Below are 25259 nucleotides of genomic sequence, written 5' to 3' on the forward strand. Positions count from 1 at the left end.
CATATCATATCTTCTATCGATTTGAAGAATGCCGGTCGAGCAGCGATGTTCTTTGCGATGTCACCACACGGAGATGCCGCCATGAATGCTGCCGCCAACAAGAAGCTGATGCAGGATATCTTTGCCGCCGCCGCCGATCCCGATCCGGCCGCGCGCGACCGGGCCCTGTTCACCGCCAGTCTTGCCGAGGACGCTAAGTGGATCGTGACCGGGCAATATTCCTGGTCGCGCACCTTCTCGGGCAAGGAGGCCATCCTCAAGGATCTGCACGGATATGTGCGCACGCGCCTGCGCGACCGAACCCGCACCGTGGCTCACCGCTTCATCGCCGATGGCGATATCGTCGTGGTGGAAGCCAAGGGCGACAACGTCACGCCCGAGGGCGTGCGCTACGACAATGACTACTGCCTGGTGTTTCGCCTCGAAGACGGCAGGATCAAGGAGATCCGCGAGTACTGCGACTCGATCCTGACGGAGCAGGCGCTCGGTCCGTTCCCGCAATCGTCCATGGGGGCCGCGCGCTGACCGGATTGGAAGAGGCTGCGTCCACCGACTGGCCTGCGGCGTTGGTGCGGGCCTGGCGGACGCTGGTGAATCTTGTGGAGGCGCGCCGGGAGCGGTTCCGGGTCCACCGTCAGCTCGCGGTGATGACCGAACGGGAGCTTCAGGATTGCGGGGTCTCGCGATCGGAGATGGAGTACGAACTCAAAAAGCGTTCGACGGAAATAGAGCGCCGGACCCGGGATCTCTGGCCTGTTCGCAGGCGAGCACCGGCGGAACCTTTGCGTTCCGCCGGCGTTTTTTTGTCTCCGGGCGCGCGTCGCCCGCGGCAATCTGCGTCTTCGGGAAATTCATGCTGGCTGGGGCTTCGAACGTTTCAACGCAGGTGGGCCACAGCTTCTCCGGACTCCGCGAACGACTGAGGGAAGCAACGTCGGCTGCGCACCGCGACCTCGACGCGCAGCTTTCCGGGTTCGATCTCACGAGCCCTGCGGGCTATCGCCGCTTTCTTCAAGCCAGCGCCGCCGCGCTGCTTCCGCTCGAGGCCGCGCTCGTTGCGGCCGGAGTCGAGCGGATCTTTCCGGACTGGCTCGAACGGTCGCGCAGCGCCGCGATCGTTGCCGATCTTTGGTGCCTTGGCAGCAGCGTGCCCCGAACGGTGCCTGTTCCGCCGCTGACACGTAGCGGTGTGCTGGGCACCATGTATGTGCTGGAGGGCTCCCGGCTCGGTGCGAAATTCCTGCTGAAGTCGGTCACAGACGCGGCTGATCCGCGCCTGAGCGGGGCGACCGGGTATCTCGGTCACGGCGCCGGCAAACGGCTATGGCAGAGCTTTCTGACGAAGCTCGCAACTGAAGAGCCTCGCGACGGGGACGAGGTGATCGTGGCGGCGCGCACTGCCTTCGCCGCATTCGAGCGGGCGGCGGAGCGGGCATGAACGAAGCGGTCAATCTCACCAATTGCGATCGCGAGCCGATCCACATTCCTGGCAGCGTGCAGCCCTTCGGCTTCCTTTTGGCTGTGCTCTCGGATTTCACGATCTGCATGGCCTCGGAGAACGTCGGCAGCTTTCTTGGAGGCGACGTCGCGGGCCTGATCCAGCGGCCGTTATCGACCGTCATCTCCGAAGCTGCCGTCGAAAACATTCGCGGCCGCGTCGACCATTTGAGCGGGCCGGATGCCACCGAACGACTGTTCGGAATCGAGCTCCAGGCCGGCAAGCCGCTTTACGATCTCTCGATTCATTTCTCCGGTGTATACCTGATCATCGAAGCGGAGCCGAGCGTCCACGAGACCGGCGTCAATTCCGGCGAGCTCGTTCGCTTGATGCTCGAGCGAATCCGCAAGACGCGCGGCATGACGGATCTTGCGCGGGAGGCGGCTCGCCAGCTCAAGGTGCTGACCGGTTTCGACCGGGTCATGGTTTATCAGTTCCATCCCGACGGCTCGGGCGAGGTGATCGCCGAGACCGCGGAGGCCGGGCTCGAATCCTTCCTCGGCCTGCGCTATCCCGCATCCGATATTCCGAGGCAGGCACGGGCGCTCTACCAGCGCAACTGGTTGCGCATCATCGCCGATATCAATGCCGGGCCAGCGACGCTGATGTCGACGGCCACGCACAACGCGGGGCTGCTCGACCTTTCGATGAGCGTGCTGCGCTCGGTGTCGCCAATCCATATCGAATATCTGCGCAACATGGGTGTTGCCGCTTCGATGTCGGTGTCGATCCTGCGCGACGGCAAGCTGTGGGGTCTGTTTGCCTGCCATCATTATTCGCCGCGTTATATTTCGTTCGACAAACGCACCGCCTCCGAGCTGTTCGGACAGATGTTCTCGTGGATTGTGGAGGGGCGCGAGCGCGAGAGCGACGTCGCTTATGAAGCCCGCGCTCACCAGGTTCAGGAGCGGTTGATCGAGATCGCGGCCTCGCACGAGCACAGCCGGCGCGCGATCGTCGATTTCCTCGGCGACTATCGCAGGATGGTCGATAGCGACGGCGTGGCTGTCTGGTCGGACAACAATATCGCGCTCCAAGGCGAGACGCCGACCGAGGACGAGGTGAAGGACCTCGTCGCCTTCGTCAACCGGACTTCGCCCGGGCGGATCTTCGCCACCGCCGAGATCGCCAAGGTCTATGCCGCCGGGCAGGCCTTCCGGGACCGCGCGGCGGGCTTTCTCGCCATCCCGATCTCGCGCACGCCGCGGGACTGCCTGATCTTCTTCCGGCGAGAGGTGACGCAGTCGGTCAAATGGGCCGGCGATCCCAATAAAGTTTATGATGAGGGGCCGAACGGGCCGCGACTGACGCCGCGCAAGAGCTTCGAGCTCTGGCAGGAGACGGTGGCGGGACAGTCGAAGCCGTGGTCGGCCGCCGACATCCGCATCGCCGAGAGCCTGCGCGTCACCCTCCTGGAAGTGATCCTGCAACTGTCCGACCTCGCCGCGCGCGAGCGCCGCGGGGCGCAGGAGCGCCAGGAACTGATGATCGCGGAGCTCAACCATCGCGTCCGCAACATTCTGAGCCTCGTCCGCGCGCTGGTGGCGCAGAGCAAGGATACGGCAACCAGCGTGGAAGAATTCGCCAGCGTGCTCGGCGGCCGCATCCAAGCGCTGGCGCGCGCCCACGACCAGATCACAAACCTGAACTGGGCCCCGGTCGCGCTCCGCACCCTGGTCGAGTCCGAGGCCGGCGCCTATCTCGGCGCCCGCGCGGAACGGGTGAAGATGGGCGGCCCGGACGTTGCGCTCGATCCCAAGGCCTTTGCAACGCTGGCGCTTGTCGTGCACGAGATGATGACCAATTCCGCCAAATATGGCGCGCTTGCCGATTCCACCGGAAGCGTCGAGGTGGTCTGGCGCCTCGATCCGTCCTCGAGCCTCGTCATCGAGTGGAAGGAGAGCGGCGGTCCGCCGGTGCAGCCGCCGTCGCGACGCGGCTTCGGGACCACGATCATCGAGCGATCGGTGCCGTTCGATCTCAAGGGCGATGCCGAAATCCGCTTCGATCTCCTGGGCGTGCAGGCAAAGTTCGTCATCCCGCCAAACTTCGTCGAATTGGTACCGTCCATCGCAGGAGCCGCCATGCGCGTCGAGGAACAGCAATCCGCCCGGCCCAGGATTTCCGACACCGCGCTGATCGTCGAGGACAATCTGATCATCGCGATGGCGGCTGAGGTCATCCTGCTCGATCTCGGGGCCCGCCATGTCGACACCGCCGCAAGCGTCGACCAGGCACTGCGGTCGATCGAACGCTCGCGACCGAGCTTTGCCCTGCTCGATCTCAACCTCGGCAGCGAGAGCAGCATCAAGGTGGCTCATAAGCTGAAGGAGATCGGGGTGCCCTTCATCTTCGCGACAGGGTACGGCGAGCGCGCGCCGATTCCGGAGCAGCTGGCGTCGGCGCCGGTGGTTCAGAAGCCCTACACGCTGGAAGTGGTGGAGAACGCGCTCGGCAAACTGCAGCAGGCGAACGCCCAATAATTTGTCGTCTGGTCGACGTATGCAGTCCCCTGCATGCGGCTGCGCATTGACACGCGAACTTTGCATAGCTGCCGACAAAATCAGCAATGTCGGTGCGCGTTGATCCAACTCGCGCGAATTATTTGAAGGTTCAATTAAGGAGTGTCCCCCATTGTGTTGCGGTGCAGCGTGGACCGCAGAGATGCGACACACGGCTGCCGGGGGTCGGTGACGATTGCCGGAGTCGTTCGGCCCCCGAAGTGAAATGCATCTGGATGGACAGTGGGAATGCCGAAATTGCGTTTGCGGATCAGGGGACGCCTGTACGCAGGCTTCATGGCCCTGGTGGTGGTCGGTCTGGTGATGGCAGTTGTTGCCGTCTGGAATTTGCAGGGCGTGCAGGATCAGGTCGCAAGACAATCCGCGCTCTCGGACAGCACGGCGAGAGTGCTGGAAATATCAGCCCATTTGCAGGCGATCCAGCGGGCCAACCTGCGCTACGTCTACGATGCCAGTGAGCCCGCGATGAAAGAGGCGCAAGAGCGGGAAACCGCGGCGACCGAGCTGTTGCGGGTCAGCGCGAAGGGGGCGCTCTCGGAGGAACGGCGAGCGCTCTACAACGGCCTCATCGACGACATCGCCAAAATGAGACGCCTGCGTGACAATCTCGGCGACGCCGTCAACGAGACCAGAACGGGCAAGGCGAGGCTGCTGCCGAGTGGGGAGGAGCTGGCCGCCAAGACCGGCAAGCTCGTCGACGTGGCGCGCGCCGCCGTGGATGAAGATACGGCGGCCCTCGTTGCCGATCTCGAATCGAGAATCCTGCTCGTGAGGATCGCGAACTGGCGTTTTCTGGCGCTCCGCGATACCAAGGGCCCAGCGACCTTCAGGGCGAGCGTCGACAGGGCAGCGCAACGGCTCGCGGCACTTGAAAAGAGCCCGCAGGCGGTGGAGCTGCGAGCTGCGCTGGCGCCGGTGAAGACCTCGCTCGGAATCTACAAATCGGCCTTCGAAGCCACGTCCGCAGCGATGCTTCAGGCCGACGAGATCTACCACAAGAGCCTCGCGCCTCTCATCGCGGACAGCATCGGCAAACTCAAGGTTGCGGAGACGACGCTAAAGAAAGACTACCAGGAATCGCGGACGAACGCCGACGCCGTGATCGCCGGCACGACCACCGTTCAGGAGATCGCCGGTGGCCTCGCAATCCTGTTCGGCGGCATCGTCGCCTTCCTGATCGCCCGCAGCATCGTCGGTCCCCTGACCTCGATGACGCAAGCGATGGGACGGCTTGCCGGCGGCAATCTCGAAGTCGAGATTCCCGGCCGCGGCAGGGCCGACGAAATCGGCGACATGGCCAAGGCGATTCAGGTGTTCAAGGACAACATGATCGACACCGAACGCATGCGCGCCGAGCAGGCCGAGCTCGAGGCGCGCCAGGCCGAGAACCGCAAGAAAGATATGGCCAGACTTGCCGATCAGTTCGAGCAGGCGGTCGGCGAGATCGTCAACACGGTGTCATCGGCCTCGAACGAGCTGGAGGCCTCCGCAGGCACTTTGACCACGACTGCCGCGCGCGCTCAGGACCTCTCGACGGAGGTTGCCAGCGCGTCGCAGGAGGCTTCCGCCAATGTGCAGGCGGTCGCCTCGGCGACCGAGGAGCTGTCCTCATCGGTCTCCGAGATTGCGCGCCAGGTGCAGGAGTCCGCCCGCATCGCCACCGAGGCCGTCGGTCAGGCGAGCCGGACCAACGAGCACGTCGGCGCGCTCTCGAAGGCCGCCGCGCGGATCGGTGACGTGGTTGAGCTGATCAGCACCATTGCCGGCCAGACCAACTTGCTGGCGCTGAACGCTACGATCGAGGCCGCGCGTGCGGGCGAGGCCGGCCGCGGCTTTGCGGTGGTCGCCTCCGAGGTCAAGGCGCTCGCCGAGCAGACGGCGAAGGCGACCGGCGAGATCGCGCAGCAGATCTCCGGCATCCAGGCCGCGACCGAGGAATCGGTCGGCTCGATCAGGGAGATCAGCGTCACCATCGAGCGGCTATCGGAGATTTCGTCCGCGGTCGCAGCCGCCGTGGAGCAGCAGGGCGCTGCGACGCAGGAGATCTCCCGCAACGTCCAGCGGGCGGCCGACGGCACGCAGAGGGTGTCGTCCAACATCGGCGACGTGCAGCGCGGCGCTTCGGAAACCGGATCGGCCTCATCGCAGGTGTTGTCGGCAGCGCGTTCGCTCTCGGCCGACAGCAACCGGCTGAAGCAGGAAGTGGCCAAGTTCCTGAACTCGGTCCACGCCGCCTGAGTCTCAAACGCAAGAGGCCACGCGCATGCGCGTGGCCTCGAACAACGAAGTGGCGCGATCAGGCGACCTTTGTTGTCAAGTGCTTGAACATGTTGGCGCGCGCCTCATCGTCCATCTCGGCCTTGAAGGTGAACTTGTCCTTCAGCGCGACCGCACGCGCTGCCGCCGGGCGCGCCGAGATCTCGTCGACCAGCCGCTTCACGTTGGGGTAGCGCGCGAACGCGTCGTCGCCGAGCTTGAACGGCACCATCCGCGCCCAGCCCCACAGCGCCATGTCGACGATCGAATAGTCCTCACCGACCATGTAGCGGCGGCCCTTGAGATGATCGTCGAGAATCTTGTAATGGCGATCGGTCTCGTACTGATAGCGATTGTGGGCGTAGTCGTGGTTCTGGTCCTTCGGCGCGAAATGCTTGAAGTGGACCGCCTGGCCCGAATACGGCCCCACGCCGGTGGCCACGAACATAAGCCATGACAGCAATTCGGCGCGGTTCGAGGGCAGGAATTTGCCGGTCTTCTCGGCGAGATAGAGCAGGATGGCGTTGGAATCGAACACGATGGTGCCGTTGTCGTCGATCGCCGGCACCTTCCCGTTCGGATTGATCTTCAGATAGTCCGGCGCGAACTGCTCGCCCTTGCGGGTATCGACCTTGACCGGTTGGTACGGAAGTCCCGCTTCTTCCAGAAACAGCGCGACCTTGGTCGGATTCGGCGATCCGTTGAAATAGAACTTGAGCATCGGGCATCTCCCCAGTGTCTATTGCCGCGCAAACGCAGCGTCATTGCGGCCAGGCGAACTCTCTTGCCTGAAGCTGGTCTGAAAGAGCAACCGGCGACTTTGCCGGGCGGTACCTGCGCGTGGCGCAGACCGGGCGGCGTAACAAAGGCCGATCGGCGCCGTAATGGCCGTCGCCGCCTACGGCCTCCTCCCGGTGGCGGCATTCGGCCCGCGCCGTCATTCCGGGGCATGCCTCTTGGCGCGAACGGCATGGGCCGTGGCTTGACGGAGTCCGGGCTCGCGCGCCTTGCGTGCGCCCCGGAATGTCAGGGGAGGGGAGTTATTCGGCGCCCATACCCGCGCGGATCTCGGCGCGCAGCTCGTCGATCAGCTTGAGTCCCTTCTTGGTCTCGACGTGCCAGAAGGTCCAGCCGTTGCAGGCTTGTGCGCCTTGCGCCACGGCGCCGATGCGGTGGATCGAGCCGACCTTGTCGCCCAGCATGATGGCGCCGTCGGCGCGCACCAGCGCGCCCAGCTTCTTCTTGGCGTCGAACAGCTTCGTGCCGGGCATGATCATGCCGCGCTCGATCAGCTCCGAGAACGCCACCCGCGGTGCTTCGCGCGCGGTCATGAACGGGGCAAGGCTCTCTTCCGGTAGCGGCTCGACCTTGGCGATGCGCGCTTCCGCAGCCTTCGCATAGGTCTTGTCGCGCTCGAAGCCGATATAGGAGCGGCCGAGGCGCTTTGCGACGGCGCCGGTGGTGCCGGTACCGTTGAAGGGATCGATGACGAGATCGCCGGGCTTGGACGAGGACAGCAGCACGCGCGCGAGCAGGCCTTCCGGCTTCTGCGTCGGATGCACTTTCTTGCCGTCGGCGCCCTTGAGTCGCTCCTCGCCGGTGCAGAGCGGGATCAGCCAGTCGGACCGCGCCTGGACGTCCTCGTTGGCCGCCTTCAGCGCCTCGTAGTTGAACGTGTAGCCTTTTGCCTTCTCGTCACGCGCGGCCCAGATCATGGTCTCGTGCGCGTTGGTGAAGCGGCGGCCGCGGAAGTTCGGCATCGGGTTGGTCTTGCGCCAGACGATGTCGTTCAGGAGCCAGAAGCCGAGGTCCTGCATGATCGCGCCGACGCGAAAGATGTTGTGATAGGAGCCGATCACCCAGATCGTCGCCGACGGCTTCATCGCGCGGCGGGCGGCCAGCAGCCAGGCCCGGGTGAAATCGTCATAGGCGGCAAACGAATCGAACTTGTCCCAGTCGTCATTGACGGCATCGACATGGGATTCGTCGGGGCGCTTGAGATCGCCCTTGAGCTGGAGATTGTAGGGCGGATCTGCGAACACCAGATCGACGCTACCTGCCTGAAGCTTCGACATCTCGGCGACGCAATCACCGAGGATGATGCGATGCGACGGGGACTCAAAATTTGTGCGGGGCGCCCTTGCAGACGCCCCGCGACGCGACTCTACCATGACTCAAGAACTCTGACTCAGGCGACGCTGTCGGCGACGCGGGACCAAACAACCGACTGGCCGTTACATTGAAGCGGCAAAGTAAAAATCGGCTTAATCCGCCGCTTTCGTGAGCAGCCCTCGCATCGCCGTTCGTGCGCGCATCGTCGTACGCGTCTGCCGTGTTTTACAGTGTATTTCGCGCTTGCTCGGCTCGCGAACGCAATCGTGGCTGCAAAAAGGCTGCAAAATTCTCTCGGAAAAACTTGCTCGGCGCTCGGAAAAAATTGCTGGCATCGGCAGGCTGCCGCACTAGGCAATTTTTGCCGGCCACGATATTGATAAAAGCAACGGAAATTTTACCTGTGTGGCGCGTTGAGCTTTTGCGTTGCTGTGCGCCGTCGAAACTGAATCAGGGACCCCAGAGGAAAGGCCGCCATGCGCTACGATGACTTCCGCCGCAGCGACGACATCGAGGATCGTCGCGACGAAGGTGGCGGCTTTGGCGGCGGCGGAGGAGGCGGCTTCGGCCTGCCGATGGGCGGCGGCGGGCTCGGCATCGGCACCATCATCATCCTCGGCCTGGTCGGTTACGCCTTCGGTATCGATCCGCGGATCCTGATCGGCGGCGCCGAGATTCTGACCGGCGGCGGCCATGCGCCGAGCTATCAGACCGATCGTCAGGCGTCCTCGGGCAAGCGCGGCGCGCCGACCGACGAGATGGGCAGCATGATCTCCGGAATCCTCGGCGAGCTCGACGATCGCTGGAGCGAGATCTTCAAGGCCAACGGACAGTCCTACACCGGTCCGAAGATCGTGCTGTTCCGCAACGCCACCAATGGCGGCCGCTGCGGCATGGCACAGTCGGCAATGGGGCCGTTCTACTGTCCGCCCGACCGGACCATCTTCCTCGACACGGCCTTCTTCCGCGAAGTCGAGACGCGCTTTCGCGGCTGCTCCGGCAAGTCGGCGTGCAATTTCACCACCGCCTACATCATCGCGCATGAAGTCGGCCATCACATCCAGAACCTGCTCGGCATCATTCCGCGCGTGACGCGGCTGCAACAGCAGGTCGGCTCGAAGGCCGAGGCCAACGCGCTCCAGGTGAAGGTCGAATTGCAGGCCGACTGCCTTTCCGGCGTCTGGGTCAACCGCGAGGCGAAGAAACGTCCGAACTTCCTGGAGCCCGGCGACATCGAGGCCGCGCTGACCACGGCGAGCGCGATCGGCGATGATACGCTGCAGCGCCAGGCGACGGGCCGCGTCGTGCCGGATTCCTTCACCCACGGCTCGGCGGCGCAACGCAAGCAATGGTTCATGACCGGCTACCAGCAGGGCACGGTCCAGGCCTGCAACACGTTCGGCCCGGGAGCGTTGTAGACCAGGCCTCATTCCCCGGACGCTGCGCGAGGCTGATGCGCCGAACCTGGTCCGGGACACGAGAGACGTATCATGGCTTCCATCGACGCGACAAAACAGTTCATCCCGCTCAACATCGCGGTGCTCACCGTATCCGACACGCGCGCGCTCGCCGACGACAAGTCCGGCCAGACGCTGGTCGACCGCCTCACCGCGGCCGGCCATCATCTCGCCGCGCGCGAGATCGTCACGGACGACGTCGAGGCGATCCGGGCCGTGATCCGCCGCTGGATTGCCGATGGCGGAATCGACGTCGTCATCACCACCGGCGGCACCGGTTTTACCGGACGCGACGTCACGCCGGAGGCGATCGAGCCGCTGTTCGAGAAGCGCATGGATGGTTTCTCGATCGCGTTCCACATGCTGAGTCATGCCAAGATCGGGACGTCGACGATCCAGAGCCGCGCCACCGCGGGCGTCGCGGGCGCAACCTACATCTTCTGTCTGCCTGGCTCGCCGGGCGCCTGCCGCGATGGCTGGGACGGCATCCTCGCAGCCCAGCTCGATTACCGCACGCGGCCCTGCAATTTCGTGGAGATCATGCCGCGGCTGGACGAGCATTTGCGCCGGCCGAAGGCGCAAGGCGCGACGGTGTAAATGCGGACTTCTTCCTTCTCCCCTTGCGGGAAAGGTGGCGCGAGGCGCCGGATGACCGGGTCTCCACGCGCGCACCGACGTTCGCGGAGACATACCCCTCACCCAAGCGAGCTTGTATCTTCCGGCGCCGCTGCCCTCTCCCGCAAGGGGCGAGGGCACATCAATGCTCATCTCGCTCGCTGCCATAGACGCCCGGTGAGGGTCACAGGTCCATTTCCCAGGTCTCCCCGATCAAGTCCTGCCCAAAACTATGGTGCGGTTCGGAGGCGACGAGCTTGAACCCCGCGCTCTGATAGATGCCCCGTGCGGCAACCAGGACGCTTTGCGTCCACAGCGTCATCTTGTTGTAGCCCCGCTCGCGGGCGCCCTGGATGCATTGCTCGACCAGCGCGCGACCGACGCCGAGTCCCCGTGCTTTCTTCTCCACCTGCAACAGGCGCAGCTTCGCGGTCTCGTCGGTGGCCTTGACCAGGAAGATCGAGCCGATCGGCTCGCCGCCCGCTTCCGCGATCCAGCAATGCTCGCGCGCGGCATCGTAGTTCTTGATGAACTGCGCGCAGATCTCGGCAACCAGTGCCTCGTAGCTGATGTCCCAGTTGTAGTCCTCCGCGTAGGCGATCGCCTGCCGGGAGATGACCCAGCCCATGTCGCCGACGCGATGGCTGCGCAGCATGAAAGCCGCGGGCCGGCTTTGACGTTGCTCCAGCACGTCCTCGATGGTTGCCATGGCCTGCGTGAGCCGCGTCGCATCGCCGGGCGAGAGCCGAGCCAGCATTGCTGCGACCTCGTTCTGCGAGTTGAGGTTCAGCTTGGTAAAGGCCTGGCGGCCCTTGGCGGTAAGGCTGAGCTGGTATTGTCTGCGATCTGTGGCGAGCGGTTTCCGCGAAATCAGTCCCTTCTCGTCGAAGCCCTGAACGATGCGGCTGAGATAGCCGGGGTCGAGACCAAGCTCGTTTCCGATCTCCTTTGCTGCAAGCTCCTCGCGCTGCGCCAGTTCGTAGAGCACGCGCGCCTCGCTGAGCGAAAAGGGACTCTTGCCGAGGTGCTGGTCGAGCACGCCGAGCTTGCGGGTATAGAAGCGGTTGAAGGCGCGGACGGCTGCGATCTGCGCGATTGCGACCTGTTCGGCCGCCGGATCTGATAGCGGCGATTGGGATGTCATGGGATCACCTCGATGATGATTGCCATTGTCAAACAATTATTTGACTTCGGCAAGTATCTGGTGATTCAGCCGGTCATGACGATCCGGCTGCGCAGCATGGTCCGGGACGACCGGCCGAGCCGCCGAAGCAGCCGTGCCTCGGAATGGCGGGCGTGGGGCGGATAGCCGCCGATGCGGTCGTAATGGTCACGCGCGATCAAAAGCCCCTGATCGCCGAGCGGACCGACCAGCTTGCGCAGTACGCCCCAGAGAATGTCGCGCATTGCGGTATCGCCGTACGGGGAACGGGCATAGCGGAACACTGCCGCCCGATCCCGGCCGCTCGTGGCGACGGCCTGGATGAATTGGGTGGTTTCTTCGATCCAGCCGGTTTCCAGCACGGCGCCGGCCGGCAGGAACATCAGCCACGGCGATCGGGCCTGGAGCGCGCCGGCAGCGAGCGCAGCGCCTTGGGAGGACCCCTCGTAGCCGATGAAGCGGCAGCCGGCGACGTCGGCAACGCGCTCGATGACGCCGTTGCGCGCACCGTCGACCAGAAGGACCTCGCGGATGACACCCGCAGCCGCGCCGGGGACCAGCGCGGCCAGGGTTGCTACCGCCGTCTGCTCGACACCGTCGGTCGGAATGATGACGCTCAGCATGATTGAGGCTTCAGTGTCTGCACTTCGGGAGAAGCGTAGCAATCCATAAAGTTGTCATAAACCCCTACCGTTGCCGAGTGCAACTTTCCGGCGGTGTTTGGGCGTGCGATGGTAAACTGCAGCCTTCATCGCACCCGAATATGTCACGCCGGGGCTGGTATTATTGCCAAATGTTTCGGCACAAGCTCATCCAGGCGCAATTAACCCGGAGTCCCATGGCGACAGTTCGCGGCGCCGGCAACTGGCGTCTCTCAGGGAGCGTCCTGCCAGGTTTGTCGAATGGAAAATGCTTGATCTTGATGCTCCGGGGAGATCTCACATGAACGCCGATCAGCTTGCCGCAGGCACGGCGCCGACGTCGCCGAAGGAGGCCGCGCCGACCTTGCGGATCCGGGCGCTGATGCTGGGCGACCGCATCAATGCGTCGGGCCTGGAAATCGGCACGCTCGTGTCCTCGACGCCGGCTGCCTTTCGCGTCCATGGCGGTCTTGCCGTGATCTTTCGCTACGGCGTCGTCGTGCTGATCGGGCTGCTTCCGTCCGAGGAGAAGGTCCTTATCGACAATCTGAAGCCGCGCGTGACCGGAGAGCTCAGCCCGTACGAGGAGGAGATCGCGCAGGCGCAGCTCTGCAACGACGAAGCCGCAGAGGCGATCCAGCCGGGAGGGCCGATCTGCCTTGCCAAATTCTCCGACGACCGGCTGCTGCTGGTTGCGGATGCGCTCGCCAAGAGCACGTCGCTGGCGCGCGACGAGCGGCGCGTCGCCGCGGTCTTCGACGTGATCGAGCCGTTTGCACGGGAGCTCGCCGAGCATGGCCGCACGCCGCAACGGCGCAAGGGCATCCTGCAATTGATCGGCAACGCGCTGCTGGTGCAGCAGCGCGTCGCCGGCCGCGTCGCCATCGCCGAGAAGCCCGACGTGCTCTGGGAGAAGCCCGAGCTCGACCGGCTCTATTCGCGTCTGGAGGACGAGTATGAATTGAAGGAGCGCCTCGACACGCTCGAGCGCAAGCTCTCCGCGGTGTCGGAGACCGCCAACGCGCTGACCGACATCATCGACACCCAGCGCTCGCTCCGCCTGGAGATCGCCGTCGTGGTGCTGATCCTGATCGAGGTCGCGATGGGGACTTTTCAGCTCCTGACCGGCCGCGGTCACTAGGCATGATCCGGAAAAGTGCGAAGCGGTTTTCTGGAAGGATCATGCGTGAACAAGAACCTAAAGCGCGACGAGGATTCATCAGAATCTCATCGCGCCTCAAGGCGTGGCGGCGCGCCTGTCATGCTGGCCGGCTTGCGCCTGCCACGCCGCAATCTCGGCAAGCGCGGCCTCGGGCCGTGTCCGGATCGTCTCGCAGCGTCCGAGATAGAGCTCTCCGGCGTCGCCTTCGATCGTGATCCACTCGCCTTCGGCAAGTGAGAGATTGCCGAGCTGGGCCCGCTTCGCGACGGGATCGATCTTCAGATCACGGCAGCCGACCACGCAGGGCTTGCCCATTTGTCGCGCCACCAGGGCCGCATGCGAGGTACGTGCACCGACCGATGTGACGATGCCGGCAGCAAGCGCGAAGCCTGCGACATCGGCGGTGCTGGTGTCGGGACGCAGCAGGATGACCGGCTCGCCCCCCGCCGAAAGGCGCTGGGCGCATTCCGACGAGAACGCCGCACGCCCGGTGCCGATGCCGCCCGAGGCGCCGATGCCGGTCGTCGCGGGCCTGCCCGGAGCAACCAATCTGGTTTCTGTGAGCGAGGCGAGGTCGATCGCAGCAATCCGCTGCAATGCCTCCGCCTTCGAGATCAAGCCTTCATGCACGAGGTCGATCGCGATCCTGACGGCGGCCCGTGGCGTGCGCTTGGCCGCCCGGGTCTGGAGGATCCAGAGCCTGCCGTTCTCGACGGTGAACTCGACGTCCTGGACATCGACGAATGCGTGCTCGAGTCGCCTCAGGATGTCGCCAAGCTCCGATTCGAGCTTCGGCAGCTCGCGCTTGATCGCCTCGGCAGCATCAGGCGCGCGTCTCCCGGAAACGACGTCTTCGCCCTGCGCATCGAGCACGAGGTCGATCATCGGGCGCGGCGCGCCGGTCGACGGATCGCGGGAGAAGGCCACGCCCGCGCCGGAGGCAAGACCGCCGTTGCCGAACACCATCGCCTGCACGGTCACCGCGGTGCCCTCGAGCGCTTCGAGATGCTGGAGGCTTCGATAAGTCAGCGCACGCTCGCTCATCCAGGAGCGATAGACTGCCTGAGCTGCGGCCTCCAATTGCGTGAACGCATCATCCAGCAGGCCATCGGCGCGATCCTCGACCAGCGCCTGCTCGCGGCTGGCGAGCCGCTCGAGCGCTTCGCTGTCGAGCTCGCGGTCGCTGTCGACGTGTTCGGCTGCGACGAGCTCCGAGATGCATGCGGCAAAGCTGGCCTGGTCGAGCTCGAGCACTGTCTCGCCAAAGCTCTCCAGGAAGCGGCGCCGGCAATCCCAGGCGAGCCGCGGCCGGCCGGTCGCCCGGATCAGGCCGTGCACGGCGTCGACCGTGCAGCCGACATTGAGAACGGTGTCGAGCATGCCCGGCATGGATCGCGCCGCTCCCGAGCGCACCGACACCAGGAGCGGCCGTCGGCGGTCTCCGAAACGCTTTCCGGTGGCGCTCTCCAGGAACGATATTCCCTCCTTCAAGCCATCGCGCAGGTGCCGCGTGGCATGCGCCTGGCCGGCGATGATCTCGGCGCAGAGCTTGACCGGGAGCACGAAGGCAGGCGGCACTGGCAGGCCGAGCGCTGCCATGCGGGCCAGATTGGCGGCCTTGGCGCCGATCTCTTCGGCAGGCCGCAATTCGGCGGCGTCAGCGCCGATGCGCACGATATGCATGGTGGTCCCCTCAAGCTGCGAGATCGATCATGATGTGACGGCGGAGCAGGTGGCCAAACGCGGCGAAGCGATCGGTGGCGCGCTCGACGGCGCGGGCGAGCTCGATCACCGACAGCGAGGTCGCGACGTCGAAGCCGCCGCAGAAGACCAGTGCGGTCGTCGCGCGTTCGCGGTTGTCGGCGGCGTGTTCGGCGTCGATGAGGCGGGTCACAGCGGAGAGCGCGTCTTCGGAATCGGCGCGCCGACCTTCCGGCACGTCGATCGCAGCGGCGACGCCGCTCGCGGCCACGTCGGTTGCGGTCGCGGCCACTGCGCAAAGCTCGACCAGCGATGCCAGCAGGGCCGGATCAGTCGTTTCCGGCATCAGCGACGCGATGAATGCGGCCTGCTCCAGCTCGTCGACAGCCTCCTCGACGCGATCGATCAATTGGCCGATCAGCGGGCGGGCATTGAGGCGATCGACTTCGTTGCGACTCTCGATCGCGATTCTGTCCGCCTTCTGCTCGATCATGCCGCAGCGTTGCGTCAGCAGCTTGCCGTCGGCGGGCTGACCGGCTTGCAGCGAGGCAATGTGACGTGAGATGGCGGCGACGAGATCATGGGCGAGGCCGATCTGACGCAGCACCGCCGCCAGCAGTGCGCCGTCGACGCGATCCAGGTGCCGCATCAGATCGGCTTCGATCTGGTCGCGCACCGTCCTGACCGATCGGCCCGCAAGCAATGCCTCGGTTGAGGCTCGCAACGATGCCTTCAGAAAATCGATTGCGGCGGTGCGGCCGAGCGCCTGATCGAGCCGCTCGCCGAAGCCGATCCGCGTGGGGGCGGCGTTTCGGACGGCAGATCCCAGCAGATCGTTGCCGCCGAGTTCAAGAAAGCCGCGATGGCCGATCCGCTGACGCGCCGCCCATTCCAGGATGCGTGCCGCGTCGTCCTTGGCAACCCAGGTCCTGAGCAGCTTGCGCGCCTTGTTCCAGTCGATCAGAAAGACCAGTGCGGCACCCAGCGCCGCGAGGAATTCGTTGCGATCGGCAGCGTGGTCCGGCTGATACTGCCCGGTGACGAGATAGAAGGAATTGTCGTCGCCAAGGCCCGCTGCGGTGTGACGATCGAGCCCGCTCCACGTCGCCTCGAATGCGTCGAACAGCGAGATGAAGAACTTCGCCCGCGCCAGATGCACATCGGTGTAGGTGACGGTGACCGCGTTCTTCTTCACCGCGATCACGACGACGTGGGCGTCCGTGGTGCCGATATCGTTCTGGATGAGCAGCCGGCCGCCGGCGCGTGTAGCCATGGTGTCGAGACCGGGATGATCGAACTTGAGACCTCGCGTCGCGTTCAGGCCCTTCATGAAAGCTGCGACCGCCGGCCGGTCCTCGCTGTGCAGGCCGAAGACATGGGCGCCGTCGAGCGCTTCTTCCGAGCAGCTTGCGGCAAGCCTGTTGAGCTGCTTGTGCAGATCCATCACGAGACGATGCAGGCTGTCACCGCCTGCGTCGCCGACGCCGGTCAGGCGTGCGATGCGCGAGAGCTCGATCTCGCCGCTCGCATGGAGCAGACCGGCTGCGCGGATCGCCTCGAGCCGCGCCTGTGCCCTCTCGCCTTCGCTTGCCGCGCCGGCGCTGACGGCGCGGATCATGGCCGCGGCATCGTCCGCAATCTCCTGCATCATCTTCGCAAGATCGGGAGCAGCGAGCCGGCCTTGTCCGATCAGATGGGCGCCGCCGATCAGCGCCGCGATGGCCGCGGGAGCGATGCCTGCAGTCTGACTTTCGACACCAAGGTCATTCGCAGGCCGGCCGGGCTCCTGCGCATGCAGGGCCGCCGCCTGCAACGCGCTCATCCGCACCTTGATGCGGTCGTTGGCGGCCAGCCCTTCCGCCACCAGCGCGGGCAGCAGGATGCCGCCTTGTCCGAGCTCTTCGATGATGTGGGTTTTCATGATCTGTCCGCAACCAGGATTGATGCCGTCTCTTTGCCGCGAAGACGCGGGGACAGCATTGCGGCAGATCATTCATAAAAATGTCACGTGACACGACGTTCACGGATCAGAGCGGCGCAATGGCGCGCGATCGTCATCTCTTCGTCGGTGGGAATGACGAAGACATCGACGTTGCTGCCGCTGCCGTCGATGCGCTCGCGCGCAGCATCATTTGCCGCAACATCGATGCGCACGCCCATCCAGGCGAGGCGCTCGCTGATTGCGCCGCGAATTTCCCTGGCATGCTCGCCGATGCCGCCAGTGAAGACCAGGCAGTCCAGGCCGCCGAGCGTGGTCGCCATCATCGCGACCTGCTGCGCCGCCCGGAAGGTGAAGAGATCGACCGCATCCCGCGCCGCAACCTCGCCGCTCGCGAGCAGCGTACGCATGTCCGCCGAGATGCCGGAAACGCCGAAAAGGCCAGACTCGTGATAGAGCAGGCGCTGGATCTCCTCGACCGACATGTTCTCATGCTGCTGCAGATAGAGCAGCACGCCCGGATCGATCGTGCCGCAGCGTGTCCCCATCACGAGGCCATCGAGCGGCGTCAGTCCCATCGTGGTGTCGACGCTGCGGCCGTCGCGCAACGCGCAGAGGCTGGCGCCGTTGCCGAGATGGGCGATCACCGTGCGCTTTGCGAAGAGTTCCGGCGCGATCTCGGCGAGCCGGCTCGCGACATATTCGAATGAGAGGCCGTGAAAGCCATAACGCCTGACGCCACGCGCCTCGAAGCGCCTTGGAATGGCGAAGCGGCGCGCCGGGGGTGCCAGGCCGTGATGGAAGGCGGTGTCGAAACACGCGATCTGCGTCAGCCCGGGCCGGATCGCTCCGAGCGTGCGGACCGGCGCAAGGCAGCGCGGCTGGTGCAGCGGCGCCAGCGGCGTCAGCCCCTCGAGCTTTGCGGTGATGCCGTCCGTCAGGATCAGCGGGCCCGAATAGTCGGGCCCCCCATGGACGATGCGGTGACCGACGGCGCGGAGGCTGCGTTTGCCGAAGCGGTCCTCGATGAAGGCGAGCACTTCGGCGAACAGATGGCCGCCATCGGCGTCCGAAACCTCCCTCCGGGTCTCGAACAGGTCTTCGTCCGCGGGGCCCTTCACCACGAGCCGGGGTTTTGCGTCGTGCTCGTCGAGAAGCCCCTTGCAGAGCAGGGCAGGCTCGGTTCCCGAGACATCGAACAGGCCGAACTTGATGCTCGACGATCCCGAGTTGAGGACGAGGACCGTGTCCGACATCGCTAGTCGCCGGCTTCGGCCGGCGTGTTGCCGCCGGCACTGTTTTGCCACACCCAGTCGCGGATCTCGGGCATGTCCTCGCCATGCTCGCGAACATAGCGGGAGTGCTCGATCAGCTTGTCGCGGAACTGTTGCTTCACCCCCGCGGCTTTGGTCGCAAGCCCCGGCACGCGTTCGATCGCCTCGATCGCCAAATGGTAGCGGTCCAGCTCGTTGAGCACGACCATGTCGAACGGCGTCGTCGTGGTGCCTTCCTCGGCAAAGCCGCGCACATGCATGCCGGCATGGTTGGTGCGGCTATAGGTCAGCCGGTGGATCAGGTAGGGGTAGCCGTGATAGGCGAAAATCACCGGCTTTTCGCGCGTGAACAGGCCGTCGAAGTCGCGATCGGAGAGGCCGTGCGGGTGTTGCTCCCTTGGCTGCAGAGTCATCAGGTCGACGACGTTGACGACGCGAATCTTCAGGTCCGGCAGCGCCTTGCGCAGGAGGTCGACGGCGGCGAGCGTCTCCAACGTCGGCACGTCGCCGGCGCAGGCCATGACCACGTCGGGCTCACCCTGTCCGTCTTCCGTTCCGGCCCAGCCCCAGATGCCGATGCCGGCAGCGCAATGGGTCGCAGCGTCCTGCATCGAGAGCCACTGCGGCGCCGGCTGCTTGCCGGCGACGATCACGTTGATGCGGTTGTAGGTACGCAGGCAGTGATCGGCGATCCATAGCAGCGTGTTGGCGTCGGGCGGAAAGTAGATGCGGACGATATCGGCCTTCTTGTTGGCGACCAGATCGACGAAGCCGGGATCCTGGTGGCTGAAGCCGTTATGGTCCTGGCGCCAGACATGCGAGGTCAGGAGATAATTGAGCGAGGCGATCGGGCGTCGCCACGGCAGATCCCGCGTCACCTTGAGCCATTTGGCGTGCTGGTTGAACATGGAATCCACGATGTGGATGAAAGCCTCGTAGCAGGAGAAGAAGCCGTGCCGTCCCGTGAGGAGATAGCCCTCGAGCCAACCCTGGCAGAGATGCTCGCTCAACACCTCCATCACGCGCCCGTCCTGGGCGAGGTGCACGTCGTAGGGCTCGGTCGGCTCCATCCAGACGCGTTCGGTGGCTTCGAATACGGCGTCCAGCCGGTTTGACGCCGTCTCGTCCGGTCCCATGATGCGGAAGTTGCGCTCCTTCGCGTTGAGGCGGATCACCTCGCACAGGAATTTGCCAAGTTCGCGCGTTGCTTCCGCAATGACTTCGCCGGGCTGTGGAACGTCCACGGCGAAGCTGCGAAAGTCCGGCAGCTTCAGCTCTTTCTTGAGCAGGCCACCATTGGCATGTGGATTGGCGCCCATGCGCCTGACACCTTCGGGCGCGAGCGCTTGAAGCTCGGGAATGAGCGCTCCGCTGGCATCGAACAGCTCTTCGGGCTGGTAGCTGCGCATCCAGTCCTCGAGGATCTTCAGATGCGCCGGGTTCTCGCGGCACGCTGAAACGGGCACCTGATGCGCGCGCCAAAACCCTTCGACCTTCTTGCCGTCCACCTCCTTCGGACCGGTCCAGCCCTTCGGGCTGCGCAGCACGATCATCGGCCAGCGCGGCCGCTCGACGCTTCTGCGTCCGTCCCGCGCATGCTGCTGGATCGAGCGGATGCTGACGAACGCGACGTCGAGCGCATCGGCCATGGCCTGGTGCATCAATTTGGGGTCGTCGCCTTCGACGAATAGCGGCTCATGGCCGAAACCGCGGAAGAGATCACGGATCTCGCTGTCGGGCATCCGTCCCAGGACGGTGGGATTTGCGATCTTGTAGCCGTTGAGATGCAGGATAGGCAGCACCGCGCCGTCATGGGCCGGGCTCAGGAACTTGTTCGAATGCCAGGACGCGGCCAGCGGGCCGGTCTCGGCCTCGCCGTCGCCAACGACGCAGGCGACGATCAAGTCGGGATTGTCGAACGCCGCGCCATAGGCGTGCACCAGCGCGTAACCGAGCTCGCCGCCCTCATGGATCGAGCCGGGCGTTTCCGGCGCCGCATGACTCGGGATGCCTCCGGGGAAGGAGAACTGCCTGAACAGCTTGCGCATTCCGTCCGCATCGCGCGCGACGTCGGGATAAATCTCGCTGTAGCTGCCTTCCAGATAGGTGTTGGCAACCATGCCGGGGCCGCCATGGCCGGGACCGCAGACGTAGATGACGTTGAGATCCAGCGCGCAGATGACGCGATTGAGATGGGCATAGATGAAGTTCAGGCCAGGCGTCGTGCCCCAATGGCCGAGCAGACGCGGCTTGATGTGTTCGGGCCGTAGTGGCTCGCGCAGCAGCGGATTGTCGAGCAGGTAGATTTGCCCGACGGAGAGGTAGTTGGCGGCGCGCCAATAGCGATCGAGCAGATCGAGGTCGCCGGTCGCGGCGGCCGCTTTTCGTTGAATTGTCATGTTCCCGTCGGCTTTCACCCAGCGATCGTCACCAACTTTGTTCCGGGACGATTGATCCCAGTGCCTGGATGAAACGAAATCGTCGTGACAGGCATGTTGCGAGACGTCAAAGGCGCGCGCCCGAAGTTTGGGCAGCTACTGTGCATGGGGTTGTTTTCACGTTTTTGGTTTGTGTTCTTGATTTGTTCCAATGGCGTGCTATCTTGGCTTCATGAGTCCAGCATCCTCTCATGCTCTCAAGCACCCGCCGGTCACGGCGCCCTCCGAGCCGGCGGGTGCGCCTTCAGATTTCCCGGAGCTTGGCGTCGCCATCGACCGCGTGCGCCGGCGAGGGCGGGGCGCCCAGTCCAACGTCAGCGGCCGCTACGAGCCCGAGGCCCGCGTCGCCTTCGATGACGGCTGGCAGAGCCTGGAACAGCTGCCGCCCTTCAAGACCACGGTCGCCATCGACACCTCACGCAAGGTGATCACCCGCAACGACTCGCCCGACATCGGCTTCGACCGCTCCATCAATCCCTATCGCGGCTGCGAGCACGGCTGCGTCTATTGCTTCGCGCGGCCGACTCACGCCTACCTCGGCCTGTCGCCAGGGCTGGACTTCGAATCCAAGCTGTTCGCCAAGCCCGAGGCGCCGGCGCTGCTCGAAAAGGAGCTCGCCGCGTCAGGCTATGAGCCGCGGATGATCGCAATCGGCACCAACACCGATCCGTACCAGCCGATCGAGCGCGAGCGAAAGATCATGCGCGGCATCCTCGAGGTGCTGGAACGCGCCAGCCATCCGGTCGGCATCGTCACCAAATCAGCCCTGGTGGTGCGCGACATCGACATTCTCGCGCGGATGGCCAAGCGCAATCTGGCCAAGGTCGCAATCTCCGTGACCTCGCTCGATCCGAAGCTGGCGCGCACCATGGAGCCGCGGGCCTCGACACCATCAAAGCGGCTCGAGGCATTGAAGCAGCTCTCGGAGGCCGGCATTCCGACGACCGTGATGGTTGCGCCCGTGATTCCCGCGCTGAATGATTCGGAGATCGAGCGGATCCTCGATGCTGCGGCCCACGCCGGCGTCAAGGAAGCCGCCTATGTGCTGCTTCGGCTGCCGCTCGAGGTCCGCGATCTCTTCCGCGAATGGCTGATGGCGAACTATCCGGACCGCTATCGTCACGTCTTCACGCTGATCCGCGACATGCGTGGCGGACGCGACTACGATGCGAAATGGGGCGAGCGGATGAAGGGCACCGGACCGATGGCTTGGACCATCGGCCGCCGTTTCGAGATCGCCTGCGAAAGGCTCGGCCTCAACAAGCGGCGCTTGAAGCTGACGACGGATCATTTCGCGCGGCCGAAGCGGAACGGCGATCAGCTCAGCCTGTTTTGAGCGGACACGTGCAATAGGTGTCGCATGGTTAAGGAGCTCGCCGTGCCTGTGCCGCGGCTGACCGTCATCACGCTGGGTGTGAGCGACATCCGCGCCAGCATCGCCTTTTACGACGCGCTCGGCTTCTCACGCCGGCTGAAGGTAACGGGGGAGGCGGTCGCATTCTACGATACCGGTGGGGCGGTGCTCGCCTTGTATCCGTGGGATCAGCTCGCGGCAGACGCGACCTTGCCGGACCAGCCGCGGCCGGCGGCCTTTCGTGGCGTGACGCTCGCATGGAACTGCCGGACGCGGGAGGAGGTCGATGCGGTGTTGGCCTTTGCCCTCAGGAAGGGGGCCTCCTTGCTGAAAGCCGCGCACGAGACCCACTACGGCGGCTATTCCGGCTATTTTGCCGATCCCGACGCACATGCCTGGGAAGTGGTGGTCGCGCCGGGCATCGAGGTGGGCGACGACCGGCGTGTGCATCTGGCGGAGTAGGGCGCAGCCTGAATAGCGGGAATTACCCTGGGTTCCCGGTTGCGCTGGCGAAGCGCCTTGCGCACGATCCGGCCATGATTCGGGACAAGTCCGCCAGGAACCCAGCCAAAGACGCGCCCAAGAAGGAGGCTGCGGGGAAGGTTGCGCCTGCGAAGGCGGCCAAGACGCCTGCGGCCAAGACCTCTACGGGCAAGGCTCCGAAGCTTGCTGTTGGCAAGAGAGGGATCATCGCCATTGCTCCCCCCAGCTTCCGGCGTGAGCGCGCGCTGATCAAGCGCGGCATCTGGCCGGTCGCGGGTTGCGACGAGGCCGGTCGCGGACCGCTTGCCGGCCCGGTGGTGGCGGCGGCGGTGATTCTCGATCCCGACCGCATCCCGCGCGGCATCGACGATTCCAAGCGGCTGACCGCCGAGGAGCGCGAGAAGCTGTTCGACAAGATCTGCGCCAGCGCGCAGGTGTCGGTCGCCGTCGCCTCGCCCGCCCGGATCGACCGCGACAATATTCTGCGTGCCTCGCTGTGGGCGCTGAAGCGCGCGGTGGTCGCACTGCCCGAGCCGCCGAGGCACGTCTTCGTCGACGGCCGCGACCGGCTCGACACCGAATGCGACTGCGAGGCCGTGATCGGCGGCGATGGTATCGTGCTGTCGATCGCAGCGGCTTCAATCGTCGCCAAGGTCACCCGCGACCGGCTGATGTGCGCGCTGGCGCAGGACTGCCCCGGCTACGGTTTCGAGCAGCACAAGGGCTACGCCGTGCCCGAGCATCTCGACGCTCTCGATCGTCTCGGCCCCTCCATTCACCACCGCAGCTTCTTCGCCCCCGTCGCCGCCGCCCGCGCCAAGCACATGCCGTGGACCGTCGAGCCGGTGCAGGATCTGTTCTCGGTGGTCGATGCAGAGGTGCAGGTGGAGGCGAGCGTCGAGATTGACGCGGCTGCCAGCCTCTAGGGTCGGCTCGACAGCTTCTCCATCGTCAGGGCCGGGCTTGACCCGGCCATCGCGTCTTTCCGCGGCACGAAGAACGTGGATGGCCGCAACAAGCCCGGGCATGACGAGCAAACCGTCGTTGCCACAGCGTGTGACGCCCTTTATCAAAACAGATGTGAGCGAATAGGGCCGGCTGGACTGGCTGCATCTTTCGGACGTTGCATGCGGTTTACCTCCCTGGTCATCGAGCTCATTCGCGCCCGGCCGCGGCTGATCGTCTGGATCGCCGTGCTGCTGCAGGCCGCGATGTGGCTGTTTGTGGCGCTGGTGTTCTATCGCAGCCCGCCCGGCAACCTCGCGACCCTCCTGGCATTCGGCAGGGAATACCAGGTCGGCACCGATCTCGGCCCGCCGCTGCCGGTCTGGCTCGCTGACATCGCCTATCGCGCCGCCGGCGGCCACATGTTCGGCGTCTATGTGCTCGCCCAGCTCTGCGAGATCGCGACCTTCATCGCACTCTATCATCTCTCACGCGCCGTGGTCGGTTCGCAGCAGGCGGTGCTCGCCGTGCTGCTGACCATGACGGTGCTGGCCTTCTCCTCGCCTGCGCTCGACTTCGGCCCTTTGGTGCTGGCGCGGCCGCTCTGGGCGCTGTTGCTGCTGCACTCGTGGCAGATCATCGGTCAACGTCGCGGCAATGCCTGGTTCGCCTGGTCGATCGAAGCGGGGCTGTTGCTGCTGACCACACCTGCGGCGATCTTTCTCCTCCTGCTGATCGTCGTCTTCGCGCTCTCGACCGCCGGGGGCCGCCGAACGCTGCGCGGGCTCGATCCGCTGTTTGCGCTGATCGTTGTCGCGGTGCTGGCACTGCCCTATGCGGTGTGGCTGGTGCGTGCCGAGACATTGACCATGCCGGCACTGCCGCAAGTATCGGAGCTAAAAGCCCGCGCGCTGCACGCGGCCTGGCTGCTGGGAGGGCTGGCGCTCGGGGCGGCCGCCATCCCGGCGCTGACCTTCCTCAACACCGGCCTGTTCGCCGGCAAGGGCGAGGAGCCGCCGATCATCTACCGCCCGCCGGTCGAGCCGCTTGCGCGCAGCTTCGTCTTTTACTTCGCGCTGGCTACGCCGCTCGGAGCCGTGCTGATCTCGGGCCTGCTAGGGATCGACGCCGTCGTCGGCGGGCCCGGTGTCGTGCTGATCATGTCCGGACTTGCCGTGGTCGTTACGGCCGGAGATCTCATCGCCATGCGCCGCACACGGATGCTGCGCACGGTATGGACTGCGGCCGTCGTGGCGCCCGCCGCCGGCGTGGTGCTCGCCGTCCTGTTCTTGCCCTGGACGGGCGCCAACGAGATTGCGACCTCGATGCCAGCGCGGGCGATCTCGGACTTCTTCGATGAGAGCTTTGCCCGCCGCACCAACCATCGCCTGCGCGCCGTCGCCGGCGAAACCCAGCTTGCCAGCCTGATCGCGCTGCATTCCGGCCGGCCGCACCTCTTCATCGACGCCGACCCTGCGCGCACGCCGTGGATGAATCAGACCAAATTCAGCGAGACCGGCGGCGTCGTGGTCTGGCGCGCTTCCGACACCGCCGGCACGCCGCCGCCGGACATTCTCAAACGATTCCCGGACATCGTGCCGGAAGTGCCGCGCGCCTTCGAATGGCTGGTCACCGGCCGCCAGCAGCTGCTGCGCATCGGCTGGGCCATCGTGCGGCCGAAGGGGACGTAGGCCTGCAGT

19 protein-coding genes are annotated in these 25259 nt (G+C 65.1%); 11 read left to right on the plus strand and 8 right to left on the minus strand.

The genetic code is table 11. The features are described 5' to 3' along the window. Nucleotides 1-81: 81 nt before the first annotated feature. The 4 genes from K408_RS0126535 (at nt 82) to K408_RS0126550 (ending at nt 6258) form a co-directional block, all read left to right on the plus strand. Nucleotides 82-525, plus strand: coding sequence for a nuclear transport factor 2 family protein (locus tag K408_RS0126535; RefSeq protein WP_024341495.1), 444 nt, complete (start codon nt 82-84; stop codon nt 523-525). A 145-nt stretch (nt 526-670) separates the two neighbouring features. After that, a complete protein-coding gene (locus K408_RS0126540) occupies nt 671-1438 on the plus strand; it encodes a biliverdin-producing heme oxygenase (protein WP_245265915.1) in 768 nt (255 codons plus the stop codon). Next, entirely contained in the window at nt 1435-3981 is a 2547-nt protein-coding gene (locus K408_RS0126545; protein ID WP_024341497.1) for an HWE histidine kinase domain-containing protein, read from the plus strand. Before K408_RS0126540 ends, K408_RS0126545 begins: the two co-directional genes overlap by 4 nt. A gap of 267 nt (nt 3982-4248) precedes the next feature. Beyond that, nucleotides 4249-6258: a methyl-accepting chemotaxis protein gene (locus K408_RS0126550; RefSeq protein WP_024341498.1), complete on the plus strand. Its 2010-nt coding sequence runs from the start codon at nt 4249-4251 to the stop codon at nt 6256-6258. 58 nt (nt 6259-6316) lie between these two features. Here the strand turns inward: K408_RS0126550 and K408_RS0126555 are convergent, their stop codons facing one another. After that, nucleotides 6317-6997: a glutathione S-transferase family protein gene (locus K408_RS0126555; RefSeq protein ID WP_024341499.1), complete on the minus strand. Its 681-nt coding sequence runs from the start codon at nt 6995-6997 to the stop codon at nt 6317-6319. 319 nt (nt 6998-7316) lie between these two features. Next, the gene (locus K408_RS0126560) at nt 7317-8447 is read right to left on the minus strand and encodes a site-specific DNA-methyltransferase (protein ID WP_024341500.1); all 1131 of its coding nucleotides are present in this window, start codon (nt 8445-8447) and stop codon (nt 7317-7319) included. Nucleotides 8448-8864: 417 nt separating this feature from the next. Here K408_RS0126560 and ypfJ point away from each other — a divergent pair, with 417 nt between their 5' ends. Together ypfJ and moaB are read left to right on the plus strand one after the other, a co-directional pair. Then, entirely contained in the window at nt 8865-9806 is a 942-nt protein-coding gene (ypfJ, locus tag K408_RS0126565) for a KPN_02809 family neutral zinc metallopeptidase (protein ID WP_024341501.1), read from the plus strand. Between the two features lie 72 nt (nt 9807-9878). After that, on the plus strand, nt 9879-10442 hold the full coding sequence (gene moaB / locus K408_RS0126570; protein ID WP_024341502.1) for a molybdenum cofactor biosynthesis protein B: 564 nt from the start codon (nt 9879-9881) through the stop codon (nt 10440-10442). A gap of 202 nt (nt 10443-10644) precedes the next feature. Here moaB and K408_RS0126575 read toward each other — a convergent pair whose 3' ends face one another. Both K408_RS0126575 and K408_RS0126580 read right to left on the minus strand, forming a co-directional pair. Continuing rightward, nucleotides 10645-11604, minus strand: coding sequence for a bifunctional helix-turn-helix transcriptional regulator/GNAT family N-acetyltransferase (locus K408_RS0126575; protein WP_024341503.1), 960 nt, complete (start codon nt 11602-11604; stop codon nt 10645-10647). Between the two features lie 65 nt (nt 11605-11669). After that, nucleotides 11670-12245: a glycosyltransferase family protein gene (locus tag K408_RS0126580; protein WP_024341504.1), complete on the minus strand. Its 576-nt coding sequence runs from the start codon at nt 12243-12245 to the stop codon at nt 11670-11672. A 319-nt stretch (nt 12246-12564) separates the two neighbouring features. On the opposite strand from K408_RS0126580, the gene K408_RS0126585 reads away from it, so the two are divergent. Then, nucleotides 12565-13404: an RMD1 family protein gene (locus K408_RS0126585; RefSeq protein ID WP_024341505.1), complete on the plus strand. Its 840-nt coding sequence runs from the start codon at nt 12565-12567 to the stop codon at nt 13402-13404. A gap of 96 nt (nt 13405-13500) precedes the next feature. On the opposite strand, the gene K408_RS0126590 is transcribed toward K408_RS0126585, so the two are convergent. The 4 genes from K408_RS0126590 to K408_RS0126605 all read right to left on the minus strand — a co-directional run bounded on the left by K408_RS0126590 (nt 13501) and on the right by K408_RS0126605 (nt 20738). Continuing rightward, nucleotides 13501-15108 (minus strand): PEP/pyruvate-binding domain-containing protein, encoded by a 1608-nt coding sequence (locus K408_RS0126590; protein WP_024341506.1) that lies wholly within the window; start codon nt 15106-15108, stop codon nt 13501-13503. Between the two features lie 10 nt (nt 15109-15118). Then, complete coding sequence (locus K408_RS0126595; RefSeq protein WP_024341507.1) at nt 15119-17047, minus strand: hypothetical protein; 1929 nt, start codon at nt 17045-17047, stop codon at nt 15119-15121. An 83-nt stretch (nt 17048-17130) separates the two neighbouring features. After that, nucleotides 17131-18321, minus strand: a complete 1191-nt coding sequence (locus K408_RS0126600; protein WP_024341508.1) for an acetate/propionate family kinase — start codon at nt 18319-18321, stop codon at nt 17131-17133. Between the two features lie 2 nt (nt 18322-18323). Further along, complete coding sequence (locus K408_RS0126605; RefSeq protein ID WP_024341509.1) at nt 18324-20738, minus strand: phosphoketolase family protein; 2415 nt, start codon at nt 20736-20738, stop codon at nt 18324-18326. Between the two features lie 211 nt (nt 20739-20949). Here K408_RS0126605 and K408_RS0126610 point away from each other — a divergent pair, with 211 nt between their 5' ends. From K408_RS0126610 to K408_RS0126625, 4 genes are all read left to right on the plus strand, one after another. Further along, nucleotides 20950-22113 (plus strand): PA0069 family radical SAM protein, encoded by a 1164-nt coding sequence (locus K408_RS0126610; RefSeq protein WP_024341510.1) that lies wholly within the window; start codon nt 20950-20952, stop codon nt 22111-22113. A 24-nt stretch (nt 22114-22137) separates the two neighbouring features. Beyond that, nucleotides 22138-22593 carry a VOC family protein gene (locus tag K408_RS0126615; RefSeq protein WP_024341511.1) on the plus strand — a complete coding sequence of 152 codons (456 nt, stop codon included), beginning with the start codon at nt 22138-22140 and terminating at the stop codon, nt 22591-22593. Nucleotides 22594-22667: 74 nt separating this feature from the next. Then, the gene (gene rnhB / locus K408_RS0126620) at nt 22668-23540 is read left to right on the plus strand and encodes a ribonuclease HII (RefSeq protein ID WP_024341512.1); all 873 of its coding nucleotides are present in this window, start codon (nt 22668-22670) and stop codon (nt 23538-23540) included. Between the two features lie 201 nt (nt 23541-23741). Beyond that, a complete protein-coding gene (locus K408_RS0126625) occupies nt 23742-25250 on the plus strand; it encodes a glycosyltransferase family 39 protein (protein ID WP_024341513.1) in 1509 nt (502 codons plus the stop codon). Nucleotides 25251-25259 lie beyond the last annotated feature (9 nt).

Source organism: Bradyrhizobium sp. in8p8 (genome assembly GCF_000426845.1).
Taxonomy (GTDB): Bacteria; Pseudomonadota; Alphaproteobacteria; order Rhizobiales; family Xanthobacteraceae; genus Bradyrhizobium; species Bradyrhizobium japonicum_C.